General features: G+C 42.9%; 11 protein-coding genes. 5 read left to right on the plus strand and 6 right to left on the minus strand.

Annotated elements, in window-relative coordinates:
* Positions 1–19: 19 nt before the first annotated feature.
* The 4 genes from B0682_RS01970 to B0682_RS01985 all read right to left on the minus strand — a co-directional run bounded on the left by B0682_RS01970 (position 20) and on the right by B0682_RS01985 (position 5,799).
* Positions 20–1,738: an FAD-binding dehydrogenase gene (locus B0682_RS01970; protein ID WP_078306422.1), complete on the minus strand. Its 1,719-nt coding sequence runs from the start codon at positions 1,736–1,738 to the stop codon at positions 20–22.
* Between the two features lie 135 nt (positions 1,739–1,873).
* Positions 1,874–3,469 carry a glutamine-hydrolyzing GMP synthase gene (gene guaA, locus B0682_RS01975; RefSeq protein WP_078306423.1) on the minus strand — a complete coding sequence of 532 codons (1,596 nt, stop codon included), beginning with the start codon at positions 3,467–3,469 and terminating at the stop codon, positions 1,874–1,876.
* A 140-nt stretch (positions 3,470–3,609) separates the two neighbouring features.
* Complete coding sequence (gene tyrS / locus B0682_RS01980; protein WP_078306424.1) at positions 3,610–4,821, minus strand: tyrosine--tRNA ligase; 1,212 nt, start codon at positions 4,819–4,821, stop codon at positions 3,610–3,612.
* A 351-nt stretch (positions 4,822–5,172) separates the two neighbouring features.
* On the minus strand, positions 5,173–5,799 hold the full coding sequence (locus B0682_RS01985; RefSeq protein ID WP_078306425.1) for a superoxide dismutase: 627 nt from the start codon (positions 5,797–5,799) through the stop codon (positions 5,173–5,175).
* Positions 5,800–6,049: 250 nt separating this feature from the next.
* On the opposite strand from B0682_RS01985, the gene B0682_RS01990 reads away from it, so the two are divergent.
* The 4 genes from B0682_RS01990 to clpX all read left to right on the plus strand — a co-directional run bounded on the left by B0682_RS01990 (position 6,050) and on the right by clpX (position 10,654).
* On the plus strand, positions 6,050–6,742 hold the full coding sequence (locus tag B0682_RS01990) for a non-canonical purine NTP pyrophosphatase (RefSeq protein WP_078306426.1): 693 nt from the start codon (positions 6,050–6,052) through the stop codon (positions 6,740–6,742).
* A 146-nt stretch (positions 6,743–6,888) separates the two neighbouring features.
* Positions 6,889–8,226, plus strand: a complete 1,338-nt coding sequence (gene tig, locus B0682_RS01995; RefSeq protein WP_078306427.1) for a trigger factor — start codon at positions 6,889–6,891, stop codon at positions 8,224–8,226.
* A gap of 230 nt (positions 8,227–8,456) precedes the next feature.
* Positions 8,457–9,173: an ATP-dependent Clp endopeptidase proteolytic subunit ClpP gene (gene clpP, locus B0682_RS02000; protein ID WP_143823233.1), complete on the plus strand. Its 717-nt coding sequence runs from the start codon at positions 8,457–8,459 to the stop codon at positions 9,171–9,173.
* Positions 9,174–9,364: 191 nt separating this feature from the next.
* Positions 9,365–10,654 (plus strand): ATP-dependent Clp protease ATP-binding subunit ClpX, encoded by a 1,290-nt coding sequence (gene clpX, locus B0682_RS02005; protein ID WP_078306428.1) that lies wholly within the window; start codon positions 9,365–9,367, stop codon positions 10,652–10,654.
* 147 nt (positions 10,655–10,801) lie between these two features.
* Here clpX and B0682_RS02010 read toward each other — a convergent pair whose 3' ends face one another.
* Positions 10,802–11,668, minus strand: coding sequence for an SPOR domain-containing protein (locus B0682_RS02010; RefSeq protein WP_078306429.1), 867 nt, complete (start codon positions 11,666–11,668; stop codon positions 10,802–10,804).
* Between the two features lie 87 nt (positions 11,669–11,755).
* Positions 11,756–13,618 carry an arginine--tRNA ligase gene (argS, locus tag B0682_RS02015; protein ID WP_078306430.1) on the minus strand — a complete coding sequence of 621 codons (1,863 nt, stop codon included), beginning with the start codon at positions 13,616–13,618 and terminating at the stop codon, positions 11,756–11,758.
* 327 nt (positions 13,619–13,945) lie between these two features.
* On the opposite strand from argS, the gene B0682_RS02020 reads away from it, so the two are divergent.
* Entirely contained in the window at positions 13,946–14,161 is a 216-nt protein-coding gene (locus B0682_RS02020; RefSeq protein WP_078306431.1) for a DUF2788 domain-containing protein, read from the plus strand.
* Positions 14,162–14,307 lie beyond the last annotated feature (146 nt).

The following is a 14,307-nucleotide window of genomic DNA, read 5'->3' on the forward strand; positions in this document are numbered from 1 at the left end:
TCAATGATTTGGCGATTCATTATTTTGCGGTGCTGATGGCAAGCCCAGCTCGGCGACCGCTATAAATACAACCACCCAAAAACGTGCCTTCTAACCCTCGTAAGCCATTCATGCCACCACCACCAAAACCAGTTGCTTCTCCAGCTGCATACAGTCCTTTGATGGGTAAGCCTTTGGGGGTCAGTACTCGACCACTCAAATCAGTTTGTATGCCACCCAAGCTTTTGCGACTGACGATAAACTCTCGAATGGCAATGTAAGGGGTGGCATTGGGGTCGTCAATCTTTTGGAATTTGCAAGTACGCATCTTATCACCTCGCCATTGTCGCACCAAAGCAATGCGTTTGAGCTGTTCATCGGTGAAGTTGCCCTCACCTAAGTCAATTTGAGCGTCGTAGGCTGTGATGACTTTTTGTACGTTTTCTAGTTTAACCTTGTCATTGCCTGCCAAAGCATTCATTTTTTTGACCAACTCTGGCAAGCTGTCAGTAATGACGATGTCTTGACAGTTTTCGATGGCTTCATTGACCAAGACCTTATTACCACACAAAATGTCTTTTAACAGTTTAAATTTACTGCCATCACGAATGGCAGGATTGAACTCTGAGCCTGAGATGGCAAATTCTTTTTTGGCAATTTTGTAATTGAGAATTTGCCAAGAGTAGCCATCAGGGTGTTTGCACACTTGCGTGACCAAATCACGAGTGTCAAAACCTGTGATTAAAGGAATGTCGCCAATGATGCGATTGCCATCTGGGTCAAGCCACAAAGCAGAGCGAGCAGGCACAAGCGACAGCCCATGATTGGGCATCAATGGCTTCCAGTGGTGCACGCCAGCGGCATAGTTCCATTGGCGGTCTAAAAAGGTGATGTTAGCCCCCAAGCCTTTGGCAACTTTATGTAGCGTGCCATCAGCGTACCAGTGAGCCCCATTTAAAATGGTTTTTGGTGGATTGCCCCAATCTTTGTGCCAGTGTTTTTTGACCATCTCGATGTTGCCATTAATGCCCCCTGACGTGATGACGGTAATTTTAGAATGTGCAACAAAAGCATGCTGGTTGGCATCATGACCTTGACATCCGATAACGCCAGTTTTGTTACTTATCATATCGGTAACATGATGCTCAAACGCCAGTTGCACATTGCCACGCTTGGCATGTTGTTCAAAGGTTTTAATCAGCTGATTGACCAATCCAAGCCCTGTTCCCCAAACCACATGCCAGCGTGGCACAGAGTTGCCACCAGCCTTTTTAACCACCGTACCACCACCATGATTGCCACGCTCCACCCATAATGGCATCGGTAAAAAACTGACCCCACGTTGTTTTAGCCAATCATAAATCCACGTTTTAGAATCATAGACATAACGCTCAGCCCACGCCCACGCCCAACGCTCTTTTTTGGGATTTTGTCCAAATTCACCAAAGCTGTACCAATCTTTTAGGGCGATGGCAGGACTGTCCTTAACTTTGGCTCGCTTCTGCTCAGGCGTGCCAACAAGCAAAATTCCCCCAAAGCTCCAACGTGCCAACCCTCCAAAATGGGCTTGCACATCTCTATCTAACATTAAGATGTTATGATTTGTGCCATTTTTAACATCGTTATCCATGATTTCTAAGGCACACACCAAACCTGCAATGCCAGCTCCGATGATGATGACATCACTTTGGTAAGTTGTTTGCAAGTTTAATAGGGACTGTGAATTTAATGGGGGTAAGTCTGTGGCTTGTGCGGTCATGGCAGGGTCTCTTTAAGCAGACAAATGAAGGCAGTGTTTGCTAAATTAGGTTTGCTAAATTAGATTTGCGAAATCATATGATTGATTGCGTCATGTTTGGCTAAATTTACCTAAATTTGGCAGGTGAGCCATTTCCTATTCCCATTCAATGGTGGCAGGTGGTTTACTTGACACATCATAAGTCACACGAGACACGTCTTTAATTTCGTTCATGATGCGATTAGACACCGTTTCAATCAGTTCATACGGTAAATGGGCAAAACGAGCGGTCATAAAGTCCACTGTCTCAACAGCCCTTAAGGCAATCACCCACGCATAACGGCGACCATCACCAACCACACCCACGGATTTGACAGGCATAAACACCGCAAAGGCTTGGGAGGTCTTATCATACCAATCAAAGCGTTCCAATTCCTGCATAAAGATGGCATCGGCTTTTCGCAGAATGTCAGCATACTGCTTTTTGACTTCACCCAAAATCCGCACCCCCAAACCAGGGCCAGGGAAGGGGTGGCGATAAATCATCTTATGTGGCAAACCTAACGTAATGCCCAGCTTACGCACCTCGTCTTTAAACAAATCTCTGAGCGGTTCAACCAACTTAAACTGCAAATCTTCTGGCAGACCGCCGACGTTGTGATGACTTTTAATCACATGAGCCTTACCTTGGTGCGACTTTGCTGACTCAATGACATCAGGATAAATCGTCCCTTGAGCCAAAAATTCAATACCCACACCACTATCTTTAGATAGCTTGCGTGCGGTATCAGCGAACACATCAATAAAGGTCTTACCAATCACTTTGCGTTTATCTTCAGGGTCAATTTTCCCCGCCAACGCTGATAAAAATTGCTCTTCAGCATCTACACGGATAACCTTAACCCCCATATTCTCAGCAAATATCTGCATCACTTGGTCGCCTTCATGCAGACGCAACAGTCCATTATCGACAAACACACAAGTGAGCTTATCACCAATCGCCTTATGAAGCAGTGCTGCCACCACTGAACTGTCTACCCCACCTGACAAACCAAGTAACACCTCTTTGTTCCCAATTTGCTCTTTGAGTTGTGCCACACGCATGTCAATGATGTTATCAGGCGTCCACTCATTGCCACAACCACAAATGCCATGCACAAAACGGGACAAAATCGCCTCACCTTGTAAGGTATGCGTTACCTCAGGGTGAAATTGCAAACCATAATATTGACGACCATCATCTGCCATTACCGCAATCGGACAGCTTGGTGTGCTTGCTACCACCACAAAGCCATTGGGTGCTGTTATCACCTTATCACCATGACTCATCCACACATTTAGGGTCTGAGATGAATCCTCAATACCCTGTAATAGCTGACACTCTGTTGTTACCTGTATTTGTGCTGCCCCAAACTCACGCACATCACTGGCATGGACTTGACCACCAAAGTGGTCTGCCATTGCCTGCATGCCATAACAAATGCCCAACACAGGCACACCCAACTCAAACACCGCATCAGCAATCTTTGGACTGCCCTTAGCATGAACACTCTCAGGACCGCCTGACAAAATCACCCCTTTTGCCCCAAAGTCTCTGATACGCTCATCAGCGATGTCAAACGGATACATCTCACAAAATACCCCAGCCTCACGCACCCGACGGGCAATCAGCTGGCTATATTGTGAGCCAAAATCTAAAATTAAGATGCGGTCTTGCTTAATGCTTGCGGTCTGTGTAGCAAAATGGGTCATAATCGTATCACTTTAGCCAATGATGAAAAACAAACGCCATTTTAGCAAACCTAAGCGAAGCAATCAGCTTTTTTGTAAAAAAGCCACGTTGCCCACACATTCTTGGCTTTTTATTCACCTTGTTTTTATCCACCTTGTTTTTATTCATTGATATTGACTTTGGCATACGCTTTTTTACCTGCCTGCACCACCACCGTTTGCCCTTGTTCTAAGGCAAAACTGCCATCGACCACTTGACCGTCCACTTTAACCGCCCCACGAGAGAGCATGTCCTTAGCCTGAGCAGAGTTTTTAGCAAGACCCGCTTGGTTTAAGACTTGGGTGATGAATAATTTATCTTGACCATTTAAAGATAAACTTATCTCTGGCAAATCAACAGGCAACTCACCGTCTGCCAAGCGATTACCTGCTGATTTATGGGCATTATCAGCAGCATCTTTATCATGAAAACGCTCAATGAGTTCTAGGGCTAAAATGTGTTTGACTTCTTGAGGGTTACGCCCATTTTTCATGCCATTAAGCAACGCATTGACCTCACTCATTGGCTTAAAGCTTAAAAACTCAAAATAACGTGCAATCAGCTCATCTGGCATGGATAAGATTTTTTGATACATTGTCCCTGGAGCATCATCAATGGCAACATAATTGCCCAATGACTTGCTCATTTTATTCACACCATCTAACCCTTCTAAGATTGGCATGGTGATACACACTTGTGGCTCTTTACCATAGCGACCTTGTAGCGTTCTGCCCATCAATAAATTAAAGGTTTGGTCAGTTCCGCCCAGCTCGACATCTGCTTCCATGGCAATGGAATCATAACCTTGTACCAAAGGGTATAAAAACTCATGAATAAAGATGGGGGTCTGTGATTCATAGCGTTTGCTAAAGTCATCACGCTCAAGCATACGAGACACGGTCAGCTGACTGGCAAGAGCAATCATGTCGCCAGCGTTCATGTTGCCAAACCACTCTGAATTAAAGACAATTTTGGTTTTGTCTTTATCCAAAATCTTAAACACTTGCTTGGCATAAGTCTTAGCGTTATCAGCTATCTGCTCATCGCTCAATGGCGGACGAGTGGCATTTTTGCCTGATGGGTCACCAATTTTGGCAGTATAATCGCCAATCAAAAACAGCACCTCATGCCCCAAGTCTTGAAAATGCTTCAGCTTATTTATCAACACTGTGTGTCCCAAGTGCAAATCAGGGGCGGTGGGGTCAAAGCCTGCCTTAATGCGTAAGGGGCGGTTTTGTTTTAATTTATTAACCAAATCTTCTTCAGAGATGATTTCGTGTGTGCCACGGCGAATGTGAGCAAGTTGCTCTTCAATGGGTAAAAATTGGCTCATGATGGGTTTCTGTTCTCTACTTGACAAAACAAATCTTAAAATAAATCTCGCATCTTCAACAATAATTTTAAATCAGTCGTTATGATTAATCAGTCATTACCATGATAACCACGACAATCATGATAACCACGACAACTACGACAACCACGAAAACCACGATAAAAAACACGTTACCATAACATTATAACCATATGTGGCTTTCAGATACCAGTTTTTGACGATGAGCAACTGGCAAACATAAAAAACGCCCAAAGCAAAAGGCTTGAGCGTTCTAAAGTGAGCCATACCAAGATAAGTGGATAATTTATTGATTTCCCATTAAATTGGCAGTTATGGACTGACAGTTAACGATTACTCTTCGACACCAGCATCTTGACCTTGATATTTGGCATTGGCATAATCCCAATTAACCAGCTTATCTAAGAAAGCATCAACATAATCAGGACGACGATTGCGATAATCGATATAGTAGGCGTGTTCCCACACATCGCAAGTCAACACAGCAATCTTGCCATGTGCCAAAGGCGTATCAGCATTGGCGGTCTTCATGATGGATAATTTGCCACCAACACCATCAGCAACCAACCATGCCCAACCTGACCCAAATTGAGACGTGGCAGCATTTTTAAACTCTTCACGGAATTTATCATAACTACCAAAATCTTCTTCGATTTTACTTTTTAGCTCACCAGTGGCCTCACCACCCCCATTTGGGGTCATGCAGTTCCAATAAAAAGTGTGATTCCAAACTTGAGCCGCTTGGTTAAACATGCCTTGCTTGCCATCATCTTTGGCAGTGGCTTCAATGATTTCTGCTAAGGTTTTGCCTTCTAACCCCGAGCCGGGTAACATGTCGTTTAATTTGCTGACATAGGCATTGTGATGTTTGTCATGGTGAAACTCTAAAGTTTCAGCACTGATGTGTGGCTCAAGTGCATCTTTGGCATAAGGTAAGTTTGGCAAAGTGATGTGTGACATAAAAATCCTTTATTATCAAAATAAATCATCAGAATAAATGAGTTAATCAATGGGTTTTGATGGTGATTACGGTGATTGCTAAGTAAAATAAGCAAAATAAACAACCTAAAATAAAACACCTTTAAGTCTAACAAGGGCAGTAGGTAATAACAATTACCGATTGTTAATGTTAATAATGATTATCACTTAGCAATAAAACACTTAGCAATGAAAATCTAGCAATGAAAATCTCTTAGGAGCTAAAAGAACCATGCAAAAATGGGTATTGGCAAGCAATAACGCAGGCAAACTGCAAGAGTTGCAACAGTTATTTAACCAAAAACAACTGTCCGTCAGTCTTGTACCACAAGCACAGCTTGGCGTAACAGAAGCGATAGAAGACGGTCTTAGCTATATTGAAAATGCACTGATAAAAGCACGTCATGCCAGTAATATGAGTGGGTTGCCTGCCATTGCTGATGATTCAGGTTTGAGTGTGCCTGTGTTGGGTGGTAAACCTGGCATTTATTCAGCACGTTATGCCAGCCAAAGTGACCGAGAAAGGCTGGGTATCGGTCAGAATATTGACCAAGACACCGCCAACATCACCAAACTATTGGCAGAATTGTCGCCACATCGACCGAGTTTGACAAATGCAGATTTTACAGAGCAACGTGCAACCAATCACCACAACTCACCGATAACTGCCATGTTTGTGTGCGTGTTGGTCATGGTCAGATATGCTGATGACCCCTTGCCTTTGATTGCTCAAGGTTTTTGGCATGGGCAGATAACCGATAAGCCCATGGGTGATCAGGGGTTTGGCTATGACCCTGTGTTTTGGTTGCCACAGCAAGGCATGTCAGCGGCACAATTAGACCAAGCGAGCAAAAACCGCTTAAGTCACCGTGGGCAGGCCTGTCACAATCTGTTGCAACAAATTTGCACTTTTATTGACTTATAAAGTATACTACATCACTTTATAAAAAATCACTTTATGAGAAATTCATCTTTTTTTTACATATTGAGACGGTCATTTTTAATTCAACGTATTACTGTTGGAACGTATTATTGTTAGTTTGGTATTATTAGATAAATATAGGTAATTTTATGGCAAACGATTTACAAGTCACATCGAATAAGCTTTCTGATCAGCAAGTTCAATTGATAGTGAAAGTTCCTGTTAGCAACATTCAAAAAAAGGTCGAGTCTCGCATTCGCCAGACTGCCAAAACTGCTCGGATTGATGGCTTTCGTAAAGGCAAAGTGCCTGTGTCGCACATTCGCTCACAATATGGAGCAGGTATCCAACAAGAAGTCATCAATGATGAGATACGTGATACTGTGTTTGATGCCATTCGTCAGCAAGACATCATGGCAGTGGACATGCCCAACATTGATGAAGTCAAGTTAGAAGATGACTTTTTGGTGTATCAAGCCACGGTGGATATTTTCCCAGAGATTGAAGTGCAAGGTCTGTCTGATGTGGACGTTGAGCGACACATTGCCAGCATCAGTGATGATGATGTGGATACCATGATTGAAAGTTTGCGTCAACAACGTCAAGAGTTTGTTGAAAAAGATGACAAGCTTGCTCAAGGCGACCAAGCGACTTTTGATTTTGAAGGCTCAATTAATGGTGAGACTTTTGACGGTGGAACAGCTCAAGATTTTGACCTTGTGATTGGTAGTAACCGCTTTATCCCAGGGTTTGAAGAGCAAATGGTTGGCATGCAAGCAGGTGAAGAGAAGGTCATTGAGGTGACATTCCCAGAAGATTATCAAGCTGAGAACTTAGCTGGTAAAGATGCCCAATTTAAAGTGGCAGTAAAATCAGTGAAACAAGCCAAATTGCCTGAGCTAGACGACGAATTTTTTGAAGTCTTTGGCGTAAAAGAAGGTGGTCTGGATAAACTGAAAACTGACGTACGCAAAAACATGGAGCGTGAAATAAAAAACGCATCACGCAATCAAGTTAAGCAGGCAGTCTTTGATGCCCTGTTAGAAAAAAATGAATTTGACATCCCTAAAGCCATGCTAGAGCAAGAGATTAATCGTCAGCGTAACATGATGATTCAGCGTTTTTCTCAGCAGTTCGGTGCTAACCCCAATAACTTTAGTGGTGATATGCTACCTAATGAGTTGTTTGAAGATCAAGCTTTGCGGAGTGCCAGATTGGGGGTGATTGTATCACGCTTGATTAACAGCCAAGAGCTTAAAGTAGACCAAGAGCGAGTCGAAGAATTTATTAAAGAATCAGCAGAGAACTATGAAGACCCACAAGAAGTGATCGACTACTTTACCAATGATGAGCAACAACGTGCCAACATTGAATCAGTGGTGCTAGAAGACCAAGTGGTTGATTATGTCTTATCACAAGGCAAAGTAACCGATAAAGAGGTTGGCTATCAAGAGCTGATTGCCAGCCAACAACAAGGCATGATGTGATTGGTTGATAAGCATTGGTTGATAAACAACAAAAAAGCCCATGCCATCGCTGGGCTTTTTTTGCCCATGGCATCAACGACGCTTGAAAATACTTGATTATCACCCTATTTACATCAGCGTATCACATCAAACTGATGGTTTAATAAATGCCACTGAGTGCTTAATTAAATATTGATTGGTTAAGCACTCAGGAATAAACACCCAAGGACATAAAGTAAGGACATAGAACAATGATTGACACCCAGTTGATGCAAGACAGAATTCATCAAAATCCGCATTTTGACCAGTTACAATTTGAGCAGTTTCAATGTAACCGATTACAAAGCGACCAATCACAAACTGTCGCACCACAAAACGCATTGGTTCCTATGGTCGTCGAGCAGTCTTCTCGTGGTGAGCGTTCGTTTGACATTTTTTCTCGCCTACTGCGTGAGCGAGTCATTTTTTTGACAGGTCAAGTTGAAGACAACATGGCAAATCTGATAGTCGCTCAGCTGTTATTTTTGGAGGCGGATAATCCAGACAAAGATGTGCATCTGTACATCAACTCACCTGGTGGCGTGGTTACCGCTGGCATGGCAATTTATGATACCATGAATTTTATCAAGCCTGATGTCTCGACCATCTGCTTAGGCCAAGCAGCATCGATGGGGTCATTTTTGTTGTCAGCAGGTGCAAAAGGCAAACGCTATGCCCTTGCTAACTCTCGAGTGATGATACATCAACCATTGGGTGGGTTTCGTGGTCAGGCATCAGACATCGAAATTCACGCTCGTGAAATCATTGAGCTAAAAGCCAAGCTCAACCGCCTGCTTGCTGAACATACAGGTCAGCCTGTGGAGCGTCTGGAAAAAGATACCGACCGTGATAACTTTATGAGTGCTGAGGCTGCTAAAGATTATGGCTTGGTTGACCAAGTGCTTGAGCGTCGCCCAACGATTAAATAAGCATGATGACATACTTTGGTTTTGGTGATACCCAAGCCCATTTTGGCAATGATTAAGTTAAATAACCAACGTTAAATAATTAACATTAAACAACGTTAAACAACTAAGTTAAATAGATAAGCCAAATAAAGCCTAAACCAAATACAACATTCATAAAAACAGAATAAGTCAAAAACAAAAGGAAGTTTTTTATGGCAAAAGATGACATGCCATGTTGTTCATTTTGTGGTAAAGCAAAAAATGAAGTCAAACAGTTAATCGCTGCTGATGATGCCAATATCTGTAACGAATGCGTGGCATTATGTGCAGATTTGATAGAAGATGACAGCCAGCAAATCACTGATTTTATTGATGATACAAATCCAAATAGTAGCTGGCTTAACAAAAAACTGCCCACCCCAAAAGAGCTAAGAGCTCACTTGGACGATTATGTCATTGGGCAAGATGTTGCCAAAAAAGCCCTATCTGTGGCGGTGTATAACCACTATAAACGCTTGAAAGTGAGCCAACAACTGGCACACGACCGCAAAAAAGCCAAAATCGGAGCAGACGATGCGATGGTTGAATTGGCAAAAAGTAACATTTTGCTCATAGGTCCAACAGGCTCAGGTAAGACACTTTTGGCACAGACATTAGCACGAATATTAGATGTACCCTTTGCCATGTCAGATGCCACAACCTTGACCGAGGCAGGCTATGTGGGGGAAGATGTTGAAAACATCGTGCAAAAGTTGTTACAAGCCTGTGATTATGACGTTGCCAAAGCTGAACAAGGCATCATCTATGTGGATGAAATTGACAAAATCAGTAAAAAAGGAGAAAACGTTTCCATCACTCGAGATGTCTCAGGTGAAGGTGTGCAACAAGCATTACTCAAACTGATTGAAGGGACGGTCGCTGCCATTCCCCCACATGGTGGACGTAAGCACCCCAATCAAGAGCTGATTCAAGTTGACACCAGTAATATTTTAATCATTGTGGGTGGGGCGTTTGCAGGACTCGATAAGGTCATTCAACAACGCACCGAAGAGACGGGCATTGGCTTTAATGCTGATGTGAAATCAAAAGATGAATCCAGTCGCCTCAGTGAATTGTTTCGTGAAGTTGAGCCTGAGGATTTGATTAAGTTTGGTCTTATTCCTGAGCTGATTGGGCGTTTACCAGTGATTGCCACACTTGAAGAGTTGGACGAAACGGCATTGATTCAAATTTTAACCGAGCCAAAAAATGCCTTGGTTAAGCAGTATCAGTATCTGTTTGACATGGAAGATGCCCAATTACAGTTCACTTCTGAAGCCCTAACCGCCATTGCCAAAAAAGCAGTCGAGCGTAAAACAGGGGCTAGGGGTTTGCGTTCCATTGTTGAGAATGCCCTGCTTGAGACCATGTATGAGTTGCCATCAATGCAAGATGCTAAAGTGGTTCAGGTAACCGAAGCGGTGATAAATGATGGTCAAGCTCCCAAGATATTGGGTGCTTAACGAAACCTTCGATGACGATGCCATGGTTGATGATGCAATGCTTGACGATGCAATGCTTACGATGTCATGACATGATTGGTGGAGGCATGGTTTATGGAGCATGATTTATGTAGTATGGTAAGAAAAGTAGTATGGTAAGAAAAATGGCTATTGACCCAATGGCTGTTTGCGTCTTTGCTCCACGATGATGCTATCAATCCCGTTATTTTGTAGTCGTTGTTGTGCCAAAGCAACCGCATTGCGATTGGACATTGTCACAGAAATGACCTGAAAAATTTCTTGTCCATTGCCCGTCACATTTTTAACCACTTTGGCATCTACCCCAGCCATCAGCACTTGAGCTCGTCTACGGTCGGCTTCATCTGCATTGCCAAAGCTATTAATTTGCAAGATATAAGTGGTGGCAGGTTGGTTACGTTGAATGCTGGCACTGGATTTGCCGTCATTGATGATGTCAGCTTGATTGTTGTTGTTATCCATGCTGTTGCCATCAATATGGGGCAGGTTGGTGGTCTCAGCTGAATTGTTGTCTTCAGGGTTTAAGATAGTTTGTTCAGAGATGCCATAACCACCGTCTTGATTGGCTTCGTTATTGGCATTTTGATTGATGGCGTCTTGTTGCTCTTGCAGTTGTTTTTTGGCGGCTTCTTCTAGGCGACGCTGTTGTTCAACGACCACATCGGGCTTAAATGACATCTCTGAGCCATCACTCTGATTATTATTGTGTTCTTCAATCACAGACGCATCAGGAATGGTTATCATCTGTTGGTTGGGTAACACATCATAAAATTCATAGTCGGTGCTGTTGGTATCCATATTAACTTTGGGTTTTACTTGATAATCAATGGCTGTGGTGGGGGTACTCTGCTTGGCAAAATCAAAAAAAGGCGACAGATAAGCAAACACACCCACCATCACTGCCAATATTGCTCCGACAAACATCCAAAACAAACTGAGCAAACCGCTGGATTTTTTTCGCTTTTCAGTTGCCCCTTTGGGTTGTTTTGTCAGCATAGACACGCTCCCTTTCCTTTTTTAACACAAATTTATTTTTAACTTGGTTTATTAAAAACTTGGTTTATTAAAAAATAACAGCAGCCATCACATAGACTGTGGTGCAGACAGACCAAGTAGGGTTAAACCGTTACTCAGTACCTGTTTGATGGCGAATGCCAGTCGCAATCGTGCTTGTACTAATGCCCAATCGGTTTCACCTTCGTCAGTGGGCAAGATGCGATTGTCGTTGTACCAACCATGAAAAGCACTGGCTAACTCTTTAAGATAGTTGGTCAATAGATGTGGCTCTCGGTTGTTAGCAGCACGTTCGATGGTGTTAGGATAAGCAGTCAACAACTTGAGTATCTCGCTTTCACTGTCGCTGTCTAATCGTGTTTGCTGGGTGGTCGCCATCGTTGCATCATACTGCCAGCCTCGTTCTGCCAGCTTGTCAAATAATCGGCAAATGCGAGCATGGGCGTATTGGATATAATACACTGCATTGTCTCGGCTTTGTGATTTTGCCAGTTGCAAATCAAAATCCATATGCACTTCTGGCTTTCTGGCGACATAATAAAAGCGGGCAGCATCGTTACTCACGTCTTCACGTAACTCTCGCAGGGTAACAAACTGCCCTGAACGAGATGACATGGCGACTTTCTCTTCACCCCGCCACAGTGATACAAACTGCACCAATATCACTTCAAGTCGATGTGGCTCAATGCCCAATGCTTGTAAGGCGGCCTTGATACGAGCGATATATCCATGATGGTCTGAACCCCAAACGTTAATCACGGTATCAAAACCACGGTCAAACTTATTTTTATGATAAGCGATGTCTGATGCAAAATAAGTGGGTTGACCATTGGCACGCAGAACCACACGGTCTTTTTCGTCACCAAATTCGCTAGATTTAAACCATATGTTGCCATCTTTTTGGTACAGATAGCCTTTGGCATCCAATTGGGCTAGGGCATCGTTGATGTCGGCTTGTACTGATTTTTCGCTAAACCACCGCTCATAATGCACCCCAAATTCATTTAAATCTTGCTTGATGTCTGTCAAAATACTGTCCAAAGCGGTGTCTAAAAACAGCTGGTAACCTGCATCACCCAGCAGTGTTTTGGCATTCACAATCAAGCCATCAATATGGGTTTCTTTATCACCAGAAATGAGGGTTTTTTCACCTTTGTCATCGGTTGTATATACGGCATCGGCAGGTACGTTGTGATACAGCTTGCTGATGGGGTGAATATAGGCATCGCCATGTTGGGTTTGTAGTGTTCTGGCAATGTCGTTGACGTAATCACCTTGATAGCCATTACTTGGAAAGGTAAATTCTGCCCCTGCCAACTGTAGATAACGCAAATAAGTACTGGTTGCTAAAATGTCCATTTGCCGTCCTGCATCATTGACATAATACTCTCGACAAACGTCATAACCCACTGCTTGTAATAGGTTGGCAACACTCATGCCAAAGGCAGCTCCACGCCCATGCCCAACATGTAAACTTGAAGTTGGGTTGGCAGAGACAAATTCGACTTGAATGCGTTTGCCAGCGTGAGCCTTTGACAGACCAAATTTATCCGCTTGTTTGGTGATGTCATCTAGCACAGCAAACTTGGCATCACTGCTTAAAAAAACATTGATAAATCCCGGTCCTGCGATTTTCGCTTTGGCAATTAAGGAATTTTGTGGTAGGGCATTGATGAGTTGCTCTGCCAATACTTTGGGATTGGTCTTAGCAACTTTGGCGGCGGATAATGCCAAATTACTGGCATAATCTCCATGCTCAGGGTCTTTAGGGCGGCTAATTTGCCCATTATTTTGCCAATCGGTAGGCAATACGCCTTGGCGTTGCAATTGAGAGACAGCTTGGGCAAATAAGTGTGCAATGGCATCACTTTGTTCTGCCACAGGAGCTGATGTGCTGGATAGGGTGGTATTCGATAGGGTGGTATTTGACATGGTATTTTCTTAATAGGAATGATTGTCATGGGACAAAAATTTTTTATATCAATTTGATTAACCCATCAATATAACAATTTTTTGTAAAAATTGCATCTACTTCGCTCGCTTTCACTTTTTGTTTGTTTTCACATTGGTCATGTTTGATGTCTAAGATATTGAACCCATGTGTCGGTTTTAAATTCATGCGTCAGTCCTAAAAATAAAACAGCTTCCCCACATTAACCAGTGAGTAACCCTTTATGACTACCATATCATCTGTGTTCTTGTTACACTGGCACATTCAGCCAACACGCTGATATTCACAAGATGTTTAAGGGGACTATTATGTTTGCCATTTCAGCAGAAACCGTTACCAAATGGGGCATGAATGTGCTACTGCCCTTATTCATTGCCTTTTTGTTTTTTATCATGTGGGATTTGTCAAAGAAAAATAACGCAGGCAAACAAGGCACATTTTGGATATTTTTGGCATTGGGTGGGGGATTTTTTGGCTTTTTGATTAAAATGGTGATGGAGTGGTATTTTAGTAAGACCTTGTAGTTGGTAAAACGTTGTGGTTGGCAGTTTGTCATATTCTAGCCAAACAATGACCATTACACAGATTTGTGTTCATTGTTTTCTTTTGTCAGCTGTTTTATTCCATAATCTCTTTTATTCTATAATCTCTTTTATCCTCCGTTGCCGTA

Source organism: Lwoffella lincolnii (genome assembly GCF_002014765.1).
GTDB classification, from domain to species: Bacteria; Pseudomonadota; Gammaproteobacteria; order Pseudomonadales; family Moraxellaceae; genus Psychrobacter; species Psychrobacter lincolnii.